Here is a 21,658-nt window from a genome sequence, read left to right on the forward strand (position 1 = left end):
TTATAAACTTAACGGAATTCCCGCATAGAAATTCAACAATTTAAGACTGAAAATATAGTTAAACCTTGCCTGTGCTACAGAACCCTGAGCATTAGCATAATTATTTCTTGCTACATTGACATCATAGATGGTAGATCTTCCTGCAGCATAACTTTTATCTGCAAAATCCAACGCCAGTTTGGTGCTTTTTTCGGTTTCCACAGACGACAGATAAATTTCATAGTTGGCATCTACATCAAACTGAGCTTTCTGCACATTCTGTCTTACCGTTTGTCTCTGTTGTTCTAAAGTTGTTTTGGCGATACTTTCATTAATTTTAGACTGCTCTACCTGCAGTTTGGTAATTCCTTTATTGAAAATCGGAATATTCAAAGATAAAGCCGCCTGCTGACCAAAGTTATCTTTATACTGACCGAATAAATTTCTTTCCTTGACGATATTTCCAAAGGCATCTATCCCTGTTGTATTGGTTGTCAAAAGGTTATTGTAGAAAGATCCTATTCCTACACTTGCTGTAAGAGTCGGCCAAAAAGAAGTTTTAGTAACCTCTGTCTGCGCTTCTGCAGATTTGATTCTGCTTTCTGCCGCTTTTATCTGAGGTTGAGTATCGTAAGCCGTCGTTAAAACCTCTTCCACAGATTTCAACTGAGGAGCCAGCTGATCCGGAACATTTACATCTTCTACATCAAAATCTTTATATTCTTCCAATTGTAAAAGCTGAACAAGCGCAAATAAGCTGCGTCCAACATTAATTTCAGCAGTTTTACGGTTTTGCTTCTCTCTTGCCAAGGCTGCTTCTGCTTCTGCCAAAACAGTCTGTGCCGTAGTTCCCACCTGCGTTGTTATTTTAGCTCTGTCATATTGTTTTTGAGCATTTTCAACAGCTGCTTCTGATATTTTTACAATTTCTTTATTCAGTAAAGTTGTTAAATACTGCTGAGCAATCTGTAGAGAAATATCATTTTTAATGGTTTCAATATCGTATTGGCTGGCTTCTACATCAAACTCTGTCTTTCTGACTGTTTTATCCAGTCTTCCATTGTTATACACCAATACATCAGCTCCAAGATTGGCACTGTTACTGAACCTGTCATTTCTCAAACTTCCTGTACCAAATGATGTCTGACCAAAACTCACCGTATTTCCAACACTGGCAGATACAGACGGAAGATAGTTTTTCTTCGCCATTTTGAGATTAGAGTCCTGGACTTGTTTTGAGTATTCATTTTGGATTACCTGAAGATTGTGCTTCACAGCATAGTCTACACATTCTCTCAGAGACCATTTTTTTTGGGCGCTGATTCCCAAGCAAGATAATCCCAAAATAATAGTCAAAACTTTTTTCATATTAGATTTTTCCATGATTAGACGTGCCAAATATAAAAAAGTTACAGTTTCAAAAAATTAATATTTTATTTTAAAAACTTTTAAGAATTTTGCATCATGACAAACGAACAATATCAGGAAGCTGTTGAATGGCTTTTCGTACAGGCTCCGAATTATCAGATTGATGGTGAAAAGGCTTATAAGCCTGGTTTAGATAATATTAAAAAACTGTGTGATTTCTTTGACAATCCTCAGGAAAAAATTAAATGCATCCACATAGGCGGAACAAACGGCAAAGGCTCTTCTAGCAATATGCTGTCTTCTATTCTGCAGGAAGAAGGTTATACAGTAGGTTTATATAACTCACCCCATCTTATTGATTTTACGGAACGTATAAAAAAAAATGGCGAAAACTGTGATAAAGAATTCGTGTATGAATTTATTCAGAAGCTTAAAAATCTTCCAAATGATATCCTTCCCTCTTTTTTCGAATTTACAACCATCATGGCTTTTGAATATTTCTACCAAAAACAGGTAGATTTTGCAATCATTGAAGTAGGCTTGGGAGGCCGGCTGGATTCCACCAATATTATTACACCTCTGGTAGCTGCCATTACCAATGTACAGCTCGATCATCAAAATATTCTGGGCAATACTATTGAAGAAATTGCGGGAGAGAAAGCAGGAATTATAAAAAGTAATATTCCAATCGTATCAGGAGATGAGAATGAAATTGTAAAAAATATCATCAAAAACAAAGCAATTAAAGAAAATGCTCTCTTTATCGATGCTACTCTACTGACGACAAATTTAACATCAGATTTAAAAGGAAATTATCAGAAGAAAAACATTAGAGTCGTCTTAGGCTTAGTTGAAGAATTAAGAAAATTAAATATTTCTATTTCCGATAAAAATATTGAAGAAGGCCTCTTGCATGTTCATCAAAACACAAAATTTATCGGTCGTTGGTTTCAGTTTTCAAAAAGTCCTCTGATCATTTGTGATACCGGACACAATCAGGCAGGTCTGGAGTATGTTTTTGATCAATTAAACTCTATTGACAAACATAAACATGTTGTTTTAGGCTTTGTCAATGACAAAAAAATAGATGAAGTGATGAATTTATTACCTGAAAATTCTGAATTTTATTTTGCAAAACCAGCCATTCATAGGGGCAGACACCCTAAAGACTATGAGAATTTACTGATGGAAGCAAAAATTTTTTATAAAATTTTCGATTCTGTACAGGAAGCGTATCTTTCTGCAAAAGAGGAATCTACAAACGATGAAATGATTTTTATCGGCGGAAGTAACTTTGTAGTGGGAGAATTTTTAGAAAAAAATTTGGAGATTTCTAAATAAGTCGTATATTTGCACCACTCTAATCGAGGAAACAACGATAAAGAGGGTTCTTAGCTCAGTTGGTTCAGAGCATCTGGTTTACACCCAGAGGGTCGGGGGTTCGAATCCCTCAGGACCCACAGAAAAGGAAACGAAACCTTTTTAAAAAAAATTCGGGCTCTTAGCTCAGTTGGTTCAGAGCATCTGGTTTACACCCAGAGGGTCGGGGGTTCGAATCCCTCAGGGCCCACAAAATCTCTCAGAAATCTGAGAGATTTTTTTATTTCTAATAACCTAATTAAAAACTCATGAAAAATTTATTTTTACTTTCTTTATTTACATCTGTTTTTCTCAACAGCCAAACTCCGGGAACTCAGGATATGTCTTTTGGAACCAATGGCTCTACAGAATTTGTGTTAAGCCAAAGCCCATTTAAGGGATTTCAAGGATATGGTATTAATGTTCTTCCAAACGGTTCTTTTTTTGTTGGCGGAGTTTCAAACTGGGGATGCAGTGCTGACCAATACTACACCGGAGTGCTAACAAAATTTTCGCAAAACGGAATTCTTGACACATCTTTTAATCAGACAGGATATATCGATAACATAGGAATCGTACAAAAAATAAATCCTTCAAACGATGGAAATTATTTCAGCGTAAGCCAATATTCAACACTTGTAAAAATAGATATTAACGGCAACCGTATCAACTCATGGGGAAACAACGGTGCTATTTTAATGCCCGATTCTTATGACATTCGCGATTGGAAACAAGCCGCCAACGGAGATATTATTGTAGCCGCTGTCAAAAGGGATTATGCCAACAAATATTATTCTGCCATACTAAAATACGATCAAAATGGTATTTTACAAACCTCTTTTGGTACAAACGGAATGATTGATCTGTCCGCTAATGTAAATTGGCTTTTCACTAATGTAAATATTGACAACAACGGAAATTTTTTATTTACAGGGAAGAAAAGAACAAGCCCTGTATATGACGACGCACAAATCGTTGTATTAAAAACAGATACCAACGGAGTACCTTTTGCTAATTTTGGGACCAATGGAATTTACACCATTACAAATTTCTCTTCCTACTATAATAATAATTCTTTTACGTTTATCACCCCGGACAATGGTTTAGTAATAAGCACAGCGGGATCATCAAACAGATATTTAATTGTAAAGGTTTCACCAGATGCAACATTGCCGGCATCTTTCAACAGTGGGTTCAAATATACATCAAGCGTAATTGACCCGATAAATACATTTTATATCAATGACAGCTTCTATGTTTTTGGACAGTTTAATGGCTCAAGCTTTGTCATTGGAAAAATAAACAGCAACGGAAATGTTGATACCACTTATAATACGAATGGCTATATCAATATTACCAGACTACCGGGCAACCATAATGCTACAAGAGCCATACTTCAGGACAATAAAATCATTATTGCAGAAACAATGGATAATTTTTATTGCGCTCAGGCTAACTGGAAGCTTGTAATGAGAAGGTTTAGCTTTGATGCTTCGTCTACCCTTTCAACAAATGAAAACCCAGTCATTAAAGACATCAAAATTTATCCAAATCCTGCCGATAAAGAAATTTTCGCAGAAGGTTTTACTAAAGAAATCCAGATTGCAACAATCGATGGCAGAAAAATCGACACAGAAATCAGCTCCAACGAAGATAAATTATCAATAGATATCCGACACCTTACTAAAGGAACTTATCTTATAAAAGGAAAAACCCCGGATGGAAAATTTATCTCCAGAAAGTTTATAAAAAAATAAATTTAAAATTTTTATCAATTAAAATAGAACCTTTTTTAAATCGGTTCTATTTTTGTTTTTAATCTTTTGTGAACAAATTATTAAATTTGACAACCAAATTTTAATGTTGAATGGAAAAAATGAACCGACCATGGACATACTAATGTCAAAAAAGGAAATACTAAGGAGACTCAATACGTTAAGAATAAAACCTTCAGGCTTAAAAGAAAGGAAATACGGTATTTCTGTAAAGTATTTTTCGGGAAATGAACAAATCCCATCAAAAAGGATAGATTATGATGTGAATGTAAATTTAAGTCTTGAATACAACAAAGGCACTTTAACCATTCATAAAGAAAACATTTATTATAATCAGCATCAGCCTGACAGTATCAACGAAATATTGGGAGATTCAATCTCAAAAGCGTTATACCCTCTTCAAATTTCTATCAACGAAAAAGGATTGACCACCAATGAAATTCTTAATCACAAAGAAATTATTTCCCGCTGGGAGCTTGAAAAACAAAAAATTCTTCAAAACCATCAAAGTGACTCATTATATGATTTTTTTGTCACCGCTGATCAAAGATTTTCTGACAAAACAGGTTTACAAAGATCACTGAAGAACGACTGGTTCTGGAATTTGTTCTTCCATTCCAAGTTTATCAACTATGGTGATACCCGAAACACCGAAACTTCGTTCCATTTATCTGTTGTTCCTTACAGGCCACCTTTAAAATTCACAGGAACCCAGTTAATTCATAAAATACCTACGAAATATCATTCTTTTATTATTGAATTTAACAGTGTTGAAATGGCTGCTCATCATTATTTTACTCAAAAAAAACATACTGGTCAGGAATATTTCATGTCTTTAAAAGTCATTTATGATATGGATATATACCATCACTTCCCAATGCATATCCAGGCCTACTTTGAGGTGTATTCAAAAGACTGGGTCGGAAACAAGATTTTTATCAAAAGAATAAATTACACTCAATTTCAGGAAAACACAGAAGAATATAAAGACCAAGAACTCGACAAAACAAGCCCCTTCATCACTGGCGGAGTTGTCGTTTCTGAGCCTAACAAATGGGGGTTTTATAAAAATACTTATGAAAACGACTGGTAAAATCCCGTTTGAATAAAAAACACTAAATTTACCCACCACACAAAATTATATTAATATGTCTTTAAAACAAAAAGTAGTACAGGGAGCCTTGTGCCAATGTCAGTTTGGTACTACTCCGGACAAATTAAAGGTGCTTACCCAGCAAAAATACTTCATTAATGACTTTAATGGCAGTTCAAAATTAGCTGCTACTCATAAAGATATAGGTCCCACCTTCGAAAAAAATACGTTTGGCTCCTGCAAGAAAATGAACAACAGCCCCTGTGCAGCCACGGTTACAGAATGGAGCGGTTATTATGAAAAAGAGAAATATTCTCCCCCTGACGGCTATATTTTACTGGAAAACAGTAAAGCCACCTGCCCCATTGGCGGAAAAGACTGCATAAGCATTACGAAAACCGGTCAGATTGGTGAGCCCTCAGAAAGCAGTATTCAAAATGGAGATGAAGAATTACAATCCCACATCAGCCCTGTCCTGAATTTAAAAAATCATGCCCTTACCTATCCTTATGATCTCCTAAATGCAAGATAAAATGGAAGATATTTTAAAAGGAATAAAAGCCTGCTATCATGAGATAGACGGAAGAAAAGAATTTACCGTGGTTCCTGATGTCGTTGTTTATCTTCTCAGCGGAAAAACCCATCGATTTGTATTGGAAAACAATACTAATATTCTTGGCGCAAAAACAACCAACCCACAGACCACAGTAGATGGTGCAAAATGGGCTTTCATTTTATCGTATCTATATGGTGAAGCTTTAAAAACTCCTGAAAACGAAAAACTTCCTCTCTGGGCAGACTTAGGCGGCGGAGATATTTCTGTGAAATATCTGGGAATTGACGACCAGTATAAGCAAGGCTCTGCGATAGAGATTACTCCGAATGCCCATGACGTATGGCTTGGGAATTACCACAGAATGGAGGTTTTTAGCCATATTCCGGGAAAAGGCTTAAATTTTCACTTTCTGACGATTGATAAACCGAAAGTTTATTTAGCTTATTTCGACAAACAGAACGTAGATCCTGAAATCAAAGAATTTAAAATCAATGATGGTTATTATTCTTACGGGGAGGTCATAAAATTTCATGTAGCGACCCATATGCTGCCTTTGAAAATCAGCGATCAATACAAAAAAAAATATGGAAAAATAGAAGAAGAACCATCTTTTGAACATCTGGAAGTTGAAATCCAGCTTACGGATGAAAATCATAAAATCTTACTGGAAGAGCCTATTATAAAAGGCAAACTTGTAGATTACTCCCCTACTGTAAAAGACGCAGACAGCATTCATATCAGTCTGGGAACAGCCAATATTGCTTATGAATTTCCTATTTTCATCAATCCCGAATGGAAAGACAGCATCCATACCAAAGACAAAAAAATAAAAGCATACTCTGTAGATATAAAAATCACCAATACCAAAACAAAAAAAGAATACACCTATCAGCCGGACAGCAGCCAGATCAGGAGAGTTTCCGAATCCAAAAGAGATTTTGATGATCTCGATGTTTCCCCTGTTTTTTGGGTGAAATATGAGGAAATGGAAACCGTGATGGCCAGACTGGAACAGAAAAAAGCCAATATGATACAGTATATCGGCGATATTGATTATAATTTTAAAGAGAAAAATCCTTGTGCCTATTCCAAAATTATTATTAATGACGGTGAAACCGATCATGAGATTTTCAACGAATACAGCACAGGAGACCAGGTAAAAGACAGCACCAAAAGATGGGTGGATATTGTAGCGGGAGATAAAGAAGCTAAAGACGTAAAAATTACAGCAAAATATCTTCAGTCTAAAGATGCTTCTCCTGAAAATGTACGAACTGCAAAAAATGGCTATATGTGCCAGATGATCCTGAATGATGACAAACCTCATGACGGAATAAAGGACGTTTTTAAAATGGATTGGATTGTCGGGCAATACCGCCCTTCTCAGGATCCCACATTATTCATACAAAGAGTTTTAGACCTTGCAAAGTCCCCTTCTCCAAGCGGCCCTCTGGTTTATCACCCCTCCAACAGCCAGAAAGCCCCGAAACTAAACAGTCAGAAAGTACCTACCGATCAGGAAATGAAAGGTACTCCACAACCCAAAGAAGTTCAGGAAGCCTTTAAGGGAATTTCCGTTTCAGGAATTCAGGGACTTCAGGAAGGAACTGATTTTATTATTGACGAAGGCAATGATTCGATTACCTTAAAACTTAAATATAAATACAATAAATCCTACGACGATAAAATCAATAATTACCTGTACGGAAAGCAGGAGTACATGTCAAAAGGTCTTTTAAATGATAATTTTAAAAATGCCTGGGTCGTAAGATACTTATTGAAATTTTACAACAAAGAACAAATTCATCAAACGTACTTCGTCCCCGTCACTACCTGCAGATACCCCAATCAAATTGCTGGCGTAAGGGTATTTCCGGATATGAAGTGGGTTATTAATTTTAATTATAATATTGATACCCCTCTTTATTATAATACCACCACTCCTTTGGATGAGTACTACAGCGGTTTCAATGAGGGAAAAATCAATACTCAAAACAACAGTACGAGAAAAGATATTCTTGATAAGAAAGTTGCCAATCATTTACAGCATTATGTAGGTAGAAAAACATCTTTCGGGCTCTATGTGGAGTGTGAAGTAAGCGGAGAGGATGATGTTATAAAATTAGGGAATGATTTTGCTGAAAAGTACAGAAACATGCTTAAGCCACTTTTCTGGATCGTCAGTAAAGTAGATGGAGATTTGGGGGTTTCCGATGCTCAGGCAGAAAACAGAAGACTTCAGACTTCTCCTGCCACTCAAAAAGGATTAATGGCAAGGCTTAATGCCCTCCCTATGAGCTTTGAACTCAGTCCTCCAAGCATTGGCGTCGGTTTGGGTATAGGATATGGTGTTTCCAAAACGGGTCATATTACAGCAGAGCTGGAAGGCAGAATTGTCGCAGATCCAATTATTGGTGCTAAAGTAAAATTGGATATCTTAGCATTAGGAAGTAAATTTAAGCCTTGGGGCGCTACTATTGATGCACTGGATTTGGTATCCTGGCTTGCCAATCTATTTAGTGGAGGCCGTGTGGAAGTTAATTATGAACTGTATTTTGAACTTTCTGCAGCAATAACACTGGTCGGAGCAGATTCTAAAGACGGAGAATCTACCCCTGCAAATATTAAATATAATTTTGCGGACGAAGCATTCAGTGGAAGTATTGCCCTACAGGGAGAACTTAAAGGAGTCCTGCATGCCAGCTTTTCACTTAAAATATATGTAAAAACAGAGAAAAACAAATCTTTTGATGCCGAAGAGAACAAAAAGAAGTCTCTGGGAGCGGGTATCGGAGCAGAAGCCAGTACAAGCGTCACTCTTACCCTAGGGAAAAACTTCGGAAAAAATAATGACTGGGATGCTGATTTTTATTTTGCCGGCGTTACTTTAAAAGTATGGGCAGAAGCAGGATATTCCGATAAAAGTGATGCTAAAACAGTAAAATTGATTCCAGATTACGAAGACAAGATTAATATTTTTAAAAATAAAGGAGAAATAAAATAATGAGACATTTTTTATTAACAATCACTTCTTGTACTTTATTGTTTGTATGCTGCAGCAATGAAAAAAAAGGCAATAACGAGCACAAAAAAAACGAACAAAATATCACAAAAAAAACATCTTCAATGAAATCATATCTTCTTAATCATGAAATAAGAAATGTAGACTACGAAATATATGTCAATGATTTTTTGGTGGGCCAATCACACGAAAACAACGGAATTCCGGGACCTTATAAACTGAATCAATATATTTTCTCCAACGGAAAACAAGAAGTAAGAATAAAGATTTCAGCCAATAGAAATCAGAAAGAAATAACTTCAGAAATCTTAGGTGAAATAGGCAGGAACACAGGCATCTACCTTCTTCAAAACAAAGACTACAGCAATATTCAGGAGTTAAAAAAACTTGAATTTCCAAAGCTTGAAAAACCTGTTTCTTCTTACGAGTTTAAATGGGAGTTTGACGCAGAAGCAACTCCTGGAATTACCAACCTCAATAATTCTCAGGATATATCCAAAATGGACAAAAGTAAACTGCACGATGAGGTATTTGCAAAATATGATGAACTGAGAAACCTTCTGCATTCAGGAAACGGAGATCAATTTATGAAAGAAATTTCTAAGGCTAAAAATGACCTTTTTATAGCAGACGGACTTTCTGAGGAAGGCCAGAAAAAATATAATGAAAATCTTAAAAATTATTTCTCATCTCATAAAGATCTACTCCCAGATTTTAAAGAGTTTACCATAAAAATATTAGGCCACGGAAGAGCAGTCGCTCTTGAGAATATTTCTCAAAACAAAGGCATGGGTGTATTATCTGCAGAAGATAAAAAAGAGGGAATGCTGAATTCTAACTATATTATTTTACACAAACCAAAAGGCTCTGATTCCTTTGAAGTATTTCGATACAGCAGCTCTTTTTCAGAGCTTAAGTAAATTTTAACCCTCAGATCATGATGAAACAATTATGCATACTGCTGATTACATGGATAACTTTTACCAATTATTATTCTCAGGAAAAAGTAGTAAAGGTTCCGGAAGTTTTGAAACCTTCAAAATTTACTGATCTTGATTTTAATGACGCAAAGGCCTATGAATACAATGCGACAAGCAAAAGTGCTATCAAACCTCAGCAAACTCATTCAAAAGTTTTAGTTTTTCTAAATAATGAAGAAGCTTTCCATCAAATGAATTTGGGAAGCGGTAAAGAGATAAAAAAAATAATTTTAAAAACTAAGATTAAAGACGACATCATTACGCTTACCAACCCTAAAAACAATGAGAAAACAATTTTAAAAATAGACCGGTCAGCAGATTATATCAAACTGACGGATACAAAAACAAAAGAAGTATATCTCGCTAAGCAGAAAAGGATAAAAAACAATATTGTTATACCCGTTCAATAAAGAAACCTCTCAAATTTGAGAGGTTTTTATTTTAAATTTTCTGAATAATCTTTTGAATATCAAGCTCTTCCAAGCAAGCCCAGTCGCCCCGATAACACTCCTTATCTCCAAAAACAGAACAAGGTCTGCAGGTAAGGTCTTTTACCTGAACCACATCATCTTCACTTTGTCCGAAGCCCAAAAATCCGGCGTAAGGATGTGTAGATCCCCAAATAGAAACACATCTTGTTCCCATTAAGCTCGCCAAATGCATATTGGCAGAATCCATAGAGATCATTAATTCCAGTTCCGAGATTTTATTAAGTTCTTCCTTAAGGCTTAACTTTCCTGACAAACTTTGGGTATTCGGAATTTCTCTCTCCCATCTTTCGAGGGTTTCAGTTTCCTGTTTTCCACCACCGAAGAAGTAAATCTTATGCTTTTGAGACAATATTCTCACCATTTCGTAAGACTTTTCCAATGGCAGCATTTTTCCTTTGTGCTGAGCAAAAGGAGCAAAGCCAATTCCCGATTTATTCTTTGAAGTAGGCCTCAACTGATGAGACAACTTCACTTTAAAACCCATTTCACGAAAAACATCTGCATACCGTTCTGTTGTTTTTTTCAACTGAACTTTATTCAGGTTCCAGATGTCGGTTAAATGTTCTTTCTCCTCTTTTCCTTTATTTATTTTAAATACCTTAAAACCTTTTCTCCGATAAATTTTATCTAAAATCTTGGTTCTGATGACATCATGAAGATTGGCAATCAGATCTGGTCTGAACTCTTTGATAAGCTCATTCGCAAGCCTGTTTAAACCAAAGAAGCCTTTATAATCATCTAAGTTAATTCCTTTGAATATGACATTAGGTATATCTGCAAATAGATTCTCAAAATTACTTCTGGAAACCATTACAATCTCCACATCAGGATTTTGTTCCAAAAATTCACGGAAAACAGGTGCCGTCATCGCAACGTCACCAAAAGCGGAAAAACGATATGCTAAAATTCTGGTCACAATTACGATTTCAGTTGGTACGCAACTGCATAAAACTTAATTTGTTTTGTCATGGCCATCAATCCGTTGGCTCTGGAAGGAGATAGAAACTCCTGCAGTCCGATTTCGGAAATAAATTCAAAATCAGAATCTAAAATTTCCTGCGTAGAATGACCGCTGTAAATACTTACGAGTAAAGAAACGATTCCTTTGGGTAAAATTCCGTCAGAATCGGCCTCGAAAAACAATTTTCCATCCTTAAACTCAGCATCAATCCAAACTTTACTCTGGCAGCCTTTGATTAGATTTCCATCAGTCTTTCTATCCTCAGCAAGCCCTTTCAGCTCCTTTCCAAGATCGATGATGTATTCATATTTCTGCTCCCAGTCTTCAAGAAACGCAAATTCGTCAATAAGTTCCTGCTGTTTTTCTTTAATGGTCATTTCTATACTTTCTTTGTGCAAAGATACTAAAATATGCTTTAGGCTTTATCCGGTAAGCGGTCAGGAAATATATAATAACGGGCATTGCCTGTCCCGCCTATTGTTGAAAGCTTATAACGAAGCTGAAGCTTTTTCAAAAACCTGAAGTAGTTTAATTTCTTCATTTTCCCAGCAAAGAAAATTCGCTGCTTTTTCAAGTTCAGGCTGGTAATTTTTTCTTCCTTTATTTAAAATTGACCGAACAGCTTCTGCAATACTTTTCGGCTGATGATCTTTAATAATCTCTCCAATGTCAAATTGTCGTTTAATATTCTGCATTTCAGGAAGATTTGACAGAATTAATGGAATCCGCGCCTGAATACCATCCAAAACTTTATTCGGTAAGGAATAAAAATAACTTTCACCCCCATTTTCTTCGATGCTCATGCCACAGTCGACCGTCGGAGTCATTTTTCTTAAATCTTCGGGTAGTAATTTTCCTAAAAACTGAACTTTATCCTGAAGGTTTTCTTTGATCACAAGCTCTTCATATTCCTTTTTCATGGGTCCGTCACCAGCAACCTTAAAGATAACACCGTCCAAATGGTGCATTGCCAAAATTGCCTTATCAATTCCACGAAACGGGTTGATTACTCCCTGATATAAAAGAATTTTTGGATTATTTTCCGGAATTTCAATCTTAAAATCTAATTTTCTCGGAGCATTTTGAATGACAGTCGCGTTAATCCCGTATTTAGTTTTAAACCAGTTGGCATATCCTGCACTGGCCGTAATCATGAATTGTATGTCAGGAACCAGCTTCTTTTCAAGATAACGCCATAGTTTTTGTGACATTTTGCCCTGAATCGCCGGCATTTCTGAAAAAATTTCATGACTGTCAAAAACTAAAGGAATATTTAATTTTTTAGCCAGTAAATAATTCGGAAGCAGCGCATCCAGATCATTGGCATGCAGAATCGTGTTTTCATCTGCCTTTTTCTTTAATTCATGGTATAATTTCCAATTGAATTCAAAATAGGCAGTTTTTAAACTTTTTGAAATTAAAGGTATTCTTGAAAACGGGTAAGGTCGTGACATTTTTTCGGCACCACCCCAGTTATTCCCTATCAGTTCAACAGTATAGCTATTCTCATACAAAGTCCTGCAAACCTTTTCTATACGCTGGTCTGTATATAAATTACTGAATGCAGAAGTAATGATTTTTTTACGCATCAGCCTTTCTTTCCGTTCATCAAATGGTAAATCTGAATAAAGCAGATCAATCCGTTAGGAATAATTACCGGCCAGAGCATTCCGCTGAAGATACCATAAATGACAAAACAGATACAGCCTATCATGTTTACAATTCTGATTTTTCTTACATCTTTCAGTATAAAGCTCAACACGATAAAAAGTGAAGCGGAATATCCGATATAAGTAGCAATTTCGGGATTCATGAGAGAAATTTTGAAGACAACAAACTTAATCATTTTCAATAAGATAATAAAATTTTTTCTGCCATATCGTCATTTATTGATTTTTGGTAAAATATTTGTAATTTAGATAATGAATAAATGGCAATGTTGCTTTTATTCTAATGAGATATATTATGGATTATAAGTTTTCACAAGGTTTGAGCCAAGTGTTCAAACAAAGCAAAAGCGAAGCTAAACGGCTGAAAAGTGAATTTCTTAATACAGAACATCTACTTTTAGGTATTATAAAAACGGAAAACTCTGCAAAAGAAATCCTTCAAAACCTTAATGCGGATTTAACACAAATCAGAAGAAAAATTGAAACTCTAAATACAGCAAGTCTTAATCCTATTTCTGAGGAGGTTACTAATATTTCTTTCACCAAGATGGCAGATCACGCGATCAAACGTGCGGAGTTAGAATGCAGACAATATAAAAGTAATGAGATTAATACCGTTCATTTACTTTTAGGCATTCTTTATAAATATGAAGACCCGACCTCAAGTATATTAGGAGCTTACGATATCGACTATGAAGGTGTTTCAAAAGAGTACCAGACGATGCTTAAAAACTCAGGACAGGCACCACAGATGAGTGCTTATGATGACGATGACGAGAGAGAGGAATTTGAGCAAATGAGAAAGCCTACAGGAAATTTAGGTTCTGCCAAAAGTAAAACTCCAACTTTGGACAACTTTGGTAGAGATTTAACTTCGTTGGCTAGAGACGGGAAATTGGACCCTGTAATTGGTCGTGAAAAAGAAATTGAGAGAGTTTCTCAAATTTTATCGCGAAGAAAAAAGAACAATCCTCTGCTTATTGGTGAACCGGGAGTTGGTAAATCTGCCATCGCAGAAGGTTTGGCTTTAAGAATTCAGCAGAAGAAAGTGTCAAGAGTTCTTTACGGTAAAAGAGTGATCACCTTGGATCTGGCGAGTTTAGTTGCCGGAACAAAATACCGTGGTCAGTTTGAGGAAAGAATGAAGGCGATCATGACGGAGCTGGAGAAAAACAGAGATGTCATCTTATTTATTGATGAGCTTCACACCATTGTTGGCGCAGGAAGTTCAACAGGAAGTTTAGATGCTTCAAATATGTTTAAACCTGCTTTGGCAAGAGGCGAAATCCAATGTATTGGTGCTACTACTCTTGATGAATACCGTCAGTACATCGAAAAAGACGGTGCCTTAGAGAGAAGATTCCAGAAAGTAATGGTGGAACCGACTTCAATCGAAGAAACCGTTCAGATTTTGAATCAGATTAAAGATAAATACGAAGAACACCACAATGTAGTATATACTCCGGAAGCAATTTTGGCTTGTGTCAACCTGACATCAAGATATATTACAGACCGTTTCTTACCGGACAAAGCAATTGATGCGATGGATGAAGCGGGATCTCGTGTTTATATTAAAAATATGAAAGTTCCTACTGAGATCATTGATTTCGAAAAGAAAATCGAAGATATCAAAGAAATGAAACAGAAGGCTGTAAAAGCTCAGGATTATCTTGAAGCCAGAAAGCTTAAAGATGAAGAAGAAAGACTTCAGATGGAACTGAATGCTGCTCAGGATAAATGGGACAAAGATGTGAAGGAGAAAAAAGAAACCGTAACAGACGAAAATGTGGCAGAAGTGGTTTCTATGATGAGCGGAGTTCCCGTAACAAAGGTTGGCAAGAATGAGCTTGATAAATTGGCTCAGATGGATGAAAAGCTAAACGGAAAAGTAATTGGTCAGGAAGACGCTGTGAAAAAAGTTGTGAAAGCAATTCAAAGAAACAGAGCTGGTCTTAAAGATCCGAATCGCCCGATTGGTACATTCATTTTCTTAGGAACAACTGGAGTTGGTAAAACAGAGCTTGCCAAAGTGATGGCAAGAGAACTTTTCGAATCTGATGAATCTTTGATCAGAATCGATATGAGTGAATACATGGAAAAATTTGCCGTTTCAAGATTGGTTGGAGCGCCTCCGGGATACGTTGGATACGAAGAAGGCGGACAGCTAACAGAAGCTGTAAGAAGAAAACCTTATGCTGTGGTTCTTTTGGATGAGATTGAAAAAGCTCACCCGGATGTATTCAATATCTTGCTGCAGATCTTAGATGAAGGTCACGTTACAGACAGTTTAGGCAGAAAAATTGACTTTAGAAATACAATTATCATCCTTACTTCAAACATCGGAACCAGAGATCTTAAAGATTTCGGAGATGGTGTAGGATTCGGAACTTCGGCTAAGAAAACAAATACAGATTCCAGAGCCAGAAGTACTATTGAAAATGCGCTTAAAAAAGCATTTGCTCCTGAATTCTTAAACAGAATTGATGATATTGTTATTTTCAACTCTCTTGAACAAAGTGATATCAAGAAAATTATTGATCTTGAATTAAACAAACTGTACAGCAGACTTGAAAAATTAGGATATAAAGTTGAATTAACTGAAGAAGCGAAAGACTTTATCTCTGAAAAAGGCTGGGACAAAGACTTCGGAGCAAGACCATTGAAACGTGCTATCCAGAAATATATTGAAGATTTATTGGCAGAAATGCTCGTAAACAAACAATTGAATGAAGGAGAAACTGTAATTCTTGATCTGAACGAAGCAAAAGACGCTTTAGCAGGAAAGGCTTCAAAAACCAAAAAATCGGCTGAAAAGTCTTCTCAATCATAAGTAAATAATTTAATCATCATAAAAAGCATCGGGAATTATCTCGATGCTTTTTTGTTTTTTATTGATTTAACTATATTTTGTATATAATCTTTTCCCACAGATTTCACTGATATACACAGAGGATTTCGCATAAAATCTGTGTGAAATAAAAAATTACAATCCCACCACAAAACCAATATTAGGAACCAGACCACTCGAAAAAATACTGGAGTTTTCTTTCCAGAGAATATTATACATCACCCCTATCTGCATAAAGGAATTGTTTCCGATTCTCTGCATATATCCTCCACCGAGATATAAAGCATCTTCTTCCGTATTCATTTTATAGTCATAATATTTGTCTTTATAATTGATGAAATAATGCTGATAATTAGCACTTAAGTAAAAAGTCCTTGCAATATAATAATTCAGAAACGGGCCCACTCCAAACATCGTTGAACGATAATAATCCGATGTCTGCCAGGAAACACTTCCGAGTACTCCACCTTCCAGATCTTCCGTAAGTCTGTAACCCACTCTTGGGGAAGCCTGCAGATAAAATGAGCTCTGACTTCCAAAGCCAACCCCAATTCCTCCTCCAAAAGTCCAACGGTTGGTATTTTCCGGTGCTGCTCCTACAGAAATCTGGGAAAATATTGACGCTGAAATCAAGAGCATCAAAGAAATAAAAAGCTTTTTCATATTAATATTGTTTTTGTCAATGTTTAAAATTATGGTTTTTTTGCGAATTTATTTAGTTGTATTTTTGCCGGGTCAAACTAAGAACTCCCGTTAAGAGTTTCGTAAAATTGAAATAAAATGAAAGTAGTTGTAGGCCTCTCAGGAGGTGTAGATTCCAGTGTGACCGCTTATTTGCTTCAGCAGCAAGGTCATGAAGTTGTAGCTTTATTTATGAGAAACTGGAATGATGCGTCGGTGACGCTGGAAGATGAATGTCCATGGATTGAGGACAGTAATGATGCTCTGATGGTTGCTCAAAAGCTTGGAATTCCTTTTCAGGTGATCGATATGAGCGAATTATACAAAGAAAGAATCGTTGATTATATGTTCGATGAATATCAGAAAGGAAGAACTCCGAATCCTGATGTTTTGTGCAACAGAGAGGTAAAATTTGATGTTTTCATGAAGACCGCAATGTCTTTGGGTGCTGACAAAGTAGCCACAGGACATTATGCAAGAGTGAATTCAACAATTGATGAAAACGGAAAGGAAATTTTTCATTTGCTGGCAGGAAAAGATAATAATAAAGATCAGTCTTATTTCTTGTGTCAGCTAAGTCAGGATCAGTTATCAAAAGCATTGTTTCCGATTGGAGAGCTGACAAAACCCCAGGTAAGAGAAATTGCAAAGGAAATCGGATTGGTAACAGCTGATAAAAAAGATTCTCAGGGACTGTGTTTTATCGGTAAAGTGAGCCTTCCACAATTTTTACAACAACAGTTGGTTCCGAAAGAAGGTGAAATTGTTGAAATTTTCAAAGATTCTCCTCTTTTTGCTCAGGAAAAGCCCGAATTCTCATCAAAAAAGGAGGAATTAGAATATTTAAGTCAGAAAATCAATTATAAAAGAGCTGACGGAAAAGTTATCGGGAAGCATCAGGGGGCTCAATTTTTCACGATTGGTCAAAGCAAAGGATTAGGAATCGGCGGACACAAAGAAAGTTGTTTTATCGTCTCCAGAGACATGGAAAATAATATTATTTTCGTTGGCGAAGGGCACAGTTTCCCTGGTTTGCATAAAAAAGCCTTGAAAGTTGATAATACTGAACTTCATTGGGTTCGTGAAGACTTAAGGCTTAAAAATGGTGAATCTATGGATGTGATGGCGAGGTTCCGTTACAGACAGGCATTACAATCCGCAAAAATTTTCCAGTTCGAGGATGCTTTTTATATGGAATTTGAAGAGCCTCAGTCCGCTATTGCTGAAGGACAGTTTGCATCTTGGTATATTGATGACGAACTTATTGGAAGCGGTGTGATTGCTTAGTTTTTCAACTTAAATTTTTTGTCATTTTGATGGCAATCCTTATAAAATTTAAACGTCATAGGTTTTGAAACCTATGACGTTTTTTATGCGGTTGCAACTTCCTAGCCCCGATTGAGCGGCATGTTTGAGCTCTTTTCTGGATTCGGCCCGGCGGCTTCGCCGCCGAGCCGAATCCAGAAAAAGCGAGTAGCGAAAGCGGGAAATTGCTCCAAAAAAATAAAAAATGACAATCGTCGATTAAATTTCAACGTTTATCTATAAAAATGGCTCATACTTCCATAACCCTCTGTTTATGGCTTTTTCAGGCATATCTATTGTTTAATCTTAAGTAAGAATAACAAAATAGAATATCAATTTAAAATTTAATTATTATGAAAAAGTTAGTTTTAGTAGCAAGTATATTTATCACATTCGCTGCCAATGCACAACATAGAAACGATGACAGAAGAAATGATAAAGTAGAATTTCATCAAGGTAAAAGAGGTTTTGAAGGCCTGAGGCTGACTCCTTCTCAGGAAAGACAAATCAGTGCCCTTTCAAAGCAGAGATTTAGCCCTAGAGAATATGACATTCGTGTCAGAAAAATTCTGAGCAGAGCACAATATGCGCAATATCAGAAACACGATTTCAAAAAAGACAAAAGAGTGGCTGTAAACCGAGGTTTCAGAAATTAAAGCGACTCAATAATTTAAGTCTGAAAATTAATTTTCAGACTTTTTTATTTTTTGTAATCCAAAGGAAATAGAGTTTTCATGTAACATATTTTGAATGGGTATACTTACTTCATAAATAACAATTTAACATATTAATTATGAAAACTACTTTAAAAAATCAGTATGCCCAAACCAACCAGGTTTTAATCTTTCTGGTCTCTATTGTTTTAGGATATAATGTATACCAGGTTATTGTAAATCCTGAAAAATCACATCTGGTATTGAGTATTATTTTGTTGGCTATTACTTATTATACCTGTAAAAAGTATGGCTATAAAACGACAAAAAATAATTCGGATTCAAAATAAAAAACCTGTCTAAAGCTTATAAACAACAAATGATCTAAAGTTTTAGATCATTTGTTGTTTATTGAAAGTTTACTAATTCTCTTTACTGAATAATAATCCCGTCAAAAGATGAAGTATGAGCAGAAAAATACCCCAATGCACCATTGCTGAAATTACTTGGAGGGTTGGTAGGTGTTACACTTTCTCCTAACGTATCCAACGTTACATTCGGCAAAGCTTTTAAATAATTATATACCGGAGCATCTATACACATCATTTTTACAACGACTGTATCACTTTTCATTAAATATCCTGTTTTAATTGGTTTTTTATTAACCTCTCCATTATCTGAATAGTCTGAAAAAACAGTATAGCCTATCTTATTTGAAGAATTAATGTGGCTTTTAAAAAGATAATAATTACCTGCCATCTGAGGATCCTTAAAAACAGGAACAATTCCGGTGTCGTCCTCATAACCGTTGTATACTGTCGTTTGTTTTAAACCACTCAAAGGAACACTCTCAGGCATCTGACTTACAGCTTTATATTCAACACCATCTACAGTAACGGATAAAGTATAAATGTCTCCACTCTTTGTTTCAAACGAATTGGTTTCATATACTCCGTCTTTGTATATAAGCATCTCAGACTACCCATGATTGTCACTAATGACAACCTTTGCGTTTGAAATAGGTTTATATTCCGATTTTACATCCGAAATTTTTACAGATCGGGTAACTTTCACGATACCATGATCTCCATCATCGGTAATATTCCCTTCGATAACAATCTTTCCGCTCCCGTCATTCATTGGAAGATCAATCACACTATCCTCACCACAGCTTACCAGGAATGCCAGAAATGAACAGGCAATCAGTTTTTTTATTTTTATCATCATCTTTATTTTAAAATTTGAAATTGTAACTTATGTTGGGTACAAGAGAAAGTATCGATGTTTGTACAGTATTAATCTTATCCGGATTATTAGAATCCTGCTCAAAGGTAACAGCATAAGGATTTTTTCTTCCATAAACATTGTAAACACCCATTGACCAAGAGCTTTTGAAACGTTTGGTCGTATTGGGTTCATAAGTAAGATTAACATCCAACCTGTTGTACGCCGGCATTCGGTTGCTGTTTCTGGCACCATACTGAAGAATTGTTTCGCCTCCTATCTCATATTTTCCAATCGGAAAAGTAGCCGCACTTCCAGTACTGTACACAAAGGCTCCCGATAACGTCCAGGATGGGGCCAGCTGATAATTGGCAACTATAGAAAAATTATGGGTTTTATCCTGGCTGGCATTATACCAATTGCTATTGTTTATTCCATCAATTCTCCTTTCTGTTTTAGATAAAGTATAGGAAAACCAACCGGTAAATCTCCCTTTTGTTTTTTTAGCTAATAACTCAAGGCCATACGCTCTCCCTTTTCCATTGTACAAAAGATTACTTTCCACATTATCCAGCACATTCATTTCAACCCCGTCTTTATAATCGACAAGATTTGACATTTTTTTATAAAATACTTCTCCTGTAAATTCGTATCCGTTATTTAATTTTCTGGTATAAGCTAAATTTAACTGATCTCCTACCTGTGGTTTTTTTAGGTTTATCCAAACATCATTATTTGCTATACCTCCTCCTGCACTGCTGTTCAAAGTTTGAATACTCTGAGTGTTTCTGGAATACCCGAACCTTATATTGTTATTTTTATTAAATGCATAATTAACCATTACCCTGGGCTCAAGATTGACATAACTTTTAGATTCAGCTGCTTTATTTTTACCTTGGGAAAGCATTGATAGCCGCAATCCGAAATTCATAAAGAGTTTATCTGAAATTTTGAAATCATCATCCGCATACACAGCATTTTCCCACATAGATCTAGGAGTTCTCAAAAAATCTGAATGAATAGATTCGGATAAATTTGGCGTAAAAAAATCATAGTAAGAAGTCTGTAGCCCATAATGCAGTGTATGATTCAAACCTGCATAATGAGAAAAATCCTGTTTAAACTGCCAGTTTCTGATGGTAGGATTCACATCAGAAACGTCACCTTTGTCATTTAAGACTGTTGCTTTATAATCATATCCGCTATAGATGAGTGAGGTATTTGAGAATAACTTGCTGCTGATAATACTGTTCCATCTTAATGAAGCAGCCGTATTGCCCCAGTTATTTTTAAATTTGTCCACAGACATAATATCTCTACCAAAATAGCTTGTAAGATAAATTGAGTTATTTTTATTGATCTGGTAATTGAGTTTCGCATTCAAATCATAGAAATACAATTTATTTTTTGATTCTTCATCTTTCGGCAAAAAAATATCTGCATAAGTTCTCCTCGCAGATACTATAAAAGAAGATTTACCTTTTTGTAGAGGTCCTTCAACGCTCACCCTGCTGCTGATCAAACCTATTCCTCCTGCTACTCCAAAGTTTTGGTTATTGCCATCTTTCATTTTAACATCCACGACTGATGATAAACGACCTCCATACTGAGCAGGAATATTTCCCTTGTAAAGTGTTACATTCCTTAAAGCATCACTATTAAATGTACTAAAAAATCCCAATAAATGAGAATT

The 21,658-nt window shown here is 35.8% G+C and carries 18 protein-coding genes, 2 tRNA genes and 1 pseudogene; 13 read left to right on the top strand and 8 right to left on the bottom strand.

Annotated elements, in window-relative coordinates; all coding sequences use genetic code 11:
- The gene (locus M2373_RS07640; RefSeq protein ID WP_259109774.1) at window positions 1-1,347 is read right to left on the bottom strand and encodes a TolC family protein; all 1,347 of its coding nucleotides are present in this window, start codon (window positions 1,345-1,347) and stop codon (window positions 1-3) included.
- Between the two features lie 96 nt (window positions 1,348-1,443).
- Here M2373_RS07640 and M2373_RS07645 point away from each other — a divergent pair, with 96 nt between their 5' ends.
- From M2373_RS07645 to M2373_RS07685, 9 genes are all read left to right on the top strand, one after another.
- Window positions 1,444-2,688 (top strand): folylpolyglutamate synthase/dihydrofolate synthase family protein, encoded by a 1,245-nt coding sequence (locus M2373_RS07645; protein ID WP_259109182.1) that lies wholly within the window; start codon window positions 1,444-1,446, stop codon window positions 2,686-2,688.
- Window positions 2,689-2,732: 44 nt separating this feature from the next.
- A tRNA-Val gene (locus tag M2373_RS07650) sits at window positions 2,733-2,807 on the top strand.
- Between the two features lie 35 nt (window positions 2,808-2,842).
- Window positions 2,843-2,917 (top strand) — tRNA-Val (locus M2373_RS07655).
- A 58-nt stretch (window positions 2,918-2,975) separates the two neighbouring features.
- The gene (locus M2373_RS07660; RefSeq protein ID WP_259109184.1) at window positions 2,976-4,463 is read left to right on the top strand and encodes a T9SS type A sorting domain-containing protein; all 1,488 of its coding nucleotides are present in this window, start codon (window positions 2,976-2,978) and stop codon (window positions 4,461-4,463) included.
- Between the two features lie 130 nt (window positions 4,464-4,593).
- Complete coding sequence (locus tag M2373_RS07665; protein WP_259109186.1) at window positions 4,594-5,574, top strand: hypothetical protein; 981 nt, start codon at window positions 4,594-4,596, stop codon at window positions 5,572-5,574.
- A gap of 55 nt (window positions 5,575-5,629) precedes the next feature.
- A complete protein-coding gene (locus tag M2373_RS07670) occupies window positions 5,630-6,106 on the top strand; it encodes a DUF4280 domain-containing protein (RefSeq protein WP_259109189.1) in 477 nt (158 codons plus the stop codon).
- Between the two features lies 1 nt (window position 6,107).
- Window positions 6,108-9,134, top strand: coding sequence for a hypothetical protein (locus tag M2373_RS07675; RefSeq protein WP_259109191.1), 3,027 nt, complete (start codon window positions 6,108-6,110; stop codon window positions 9,132-9,134).
- Window positions 9,135-9,256: 122 nt separating this feature from the next.
- Complete coding sequence (locus tag M2373_RS07680) at window positions 9,257-10,072, top strand: hypothetical protein (RefSeq protein WP_259109193.1); 816 nt, start codon at window positions 9,257-9,259, stop codon at window positions 10,070-10,072.
- A 17-nt stretch (window positions 10,073-10,089) separates the two neighbouring features.
- The gene (locus M2373_RS07685; protein ID WP_259109195.1) at window positions 10,090-10,542 is read left to right on the top strand and encodes a hypothetical protein; all 453 of its coding nucleotides are present in this window, start codon (window positions 10,090-10,092) and stop codon (window positions 10,540-10,542) included.
- Window positions 10,543-10,573: 31 nt separating this feature from the next.
- On the opposite strand, the gene M2373_RS07690 is transcribed toward M2373_RS07685, so the two are convergent.
- From M2373_RS07690 to M2373_RS07705, 4 genes are all read right to left on the bottom strand, one after another.
- Window positions 10,574-11,539, bottom strand: coding sequence for a glycosyltransferase family 9 protein (locus tag M2373_RS07690; RefSeq protein WP_259109197.1), 966 nt, complete (start codon window positions 11,537-11,539; stop codon window positions 10,574-10,576).
- Window positions 11,540-11,541: 2 nt separating this feature from the next.
- A complete protein-coding gene (locus M2373_RS07695) occupies window positions 11,542-11,961 on the bottom strand; it encodes a SufE family protein (protein ID WP_259109199.1) in 420 nt (139 codons plus the stop codon).
- 111 nt (window positions 11,962-12,072) lie between these two features.
- Window positions 12,073-13,173: a glycosyltransferase family 4 protein gene (locus tag M2373_RS07700; protein ID WP_259109201.1), complete on the bottom strand. Its 1,101-nt coding sequence runs from the start codon at window positions 13,171-13,173 to the stop codon at window positions 12,073-12,075.
- Entirely contained in the window at window positions 13,173-13,397 is a 225-nt protein-coding gene (locus M2373_RS07705) for a uroporphyrinogen decarboxylase (protein WP_259109203.1), read from the bottom strand. Before M2373_RS07705 ends, M2373_RS07700 begins: the two co-directional genes overlap by 1 nt.
- 152 nt (window positions 13,398-13,549) lie before the next feature.
- On the opposite strand from M2373_RS07705, the gene M2373_RS07710 reads away from it, so the two are divergent.
- Window positions 13,550-16,084 carry an ATP-dependent Clp protease ATP-binding subunit gene (locus M2373_RS07710; protein WP_259109205.1) on the top strand — a complete coding sequence of 845 codons (2,535 nt, stop codon included), beginning with the start codon at window positions 13,550-13,552 and terminating at the stop codon, window positions 16,082-16,084.
- 153 nt (window positions 16,085-16,237) lie between these two features.
- Here M2373_RS07710 and M2373_RS07715 read toward each other — a convergent pair whose 3' ends face one another.
- Window positions 16,238-16,765, bottom strand: coding sequence for a hypothetical protein (locus M2373_RS07715; protein WP_259109208.1), 528 nt, complete (start codon window positions 16,763-16,765; stop codon window positions 16,238-16,240).
- A gap of 117 nt (window positions 16,766-16,882) precedes the next feature.
- On the opposite strand from M2373_RS07715, the gene mnmA reads away from it, so the two are divergent.
- The 3 genes from mnmA (at window position 16,883) to M2373_RS07730 (ending at window position 19,091) form a co-directional block, all read left to right on the top strand.
- Window positions 16,883-18,070, top strand: coding sequence for a tRNA 2-thiouridine(34) synthase MnmA (mnmA, locus tag M2373_RS07720; protein WP_259109210.1), 1,188 nt, complete (start codon window positions 16,883-16,885; stop codon window positions 18,068-18,070).
- Between the two features lie 371 nt (window positions 18,071-18,441).
- Window positions 18,442-18,744 carry a hypothetical protein gene (locus M2373_RS07725; RefSeq protein ID WP_259109212.1) on the top strand — a complete coding sequence of 101 codons (303 nt, stop codon included), beginning with the start codon at window positions 18,442-18,444 and terminating at the stop codon, window positions 18,742-18,744.
- A 137-nt stretch (window positions 18,745-18,881) separates the two neighbouring features.
- The gene (locus tag M2373_RS07730; RefSeq protein ID WP_259109214.1) at window positions 18,882-19,091 is read left to right on the top strand and encodes a hypothetical protein; all 210 of its coding nucleotides are present in this window, start codon (window positions 18,882-18,884) and stop codon (window positions 19,089-19,091) included.
- Between the two features lie 82 nt (window positions 19,092-19,173).
- Here the strand turns inward: M2373_RS07730 and M2373_RS07735 are convergent.
- Window positions 19,174-19,968 (bottom strand): annotated as a pseudogene (locus tag M2373_RS07735) (DUF4249 domain-containing protein).
- 7 nt (window positions 19,969-19,975) lie between these two features.
- Window positions 19,976-21,646, bottom strand: a complete 1,671-nt coding sequence (locus M2373_RS07740) for a TonB-dependent siderophore receptor (RefSeq protein ID WP_259109216.1) — start codon at window positions 21,644-21,646, stop codon at window positions 19,976-19,978.
- Window positions 21,647-21,658: the final 12 nt, after the last annotated feature.

The organism is Chryseobacterium sp. JUb7 (assembly GCF_024806495.1).
Classification (GTDB): Bacteria; Bacteroidota; Bacteroidia; order Flavobacteriales; family Weeksellaceae; genus Chryseobacterium.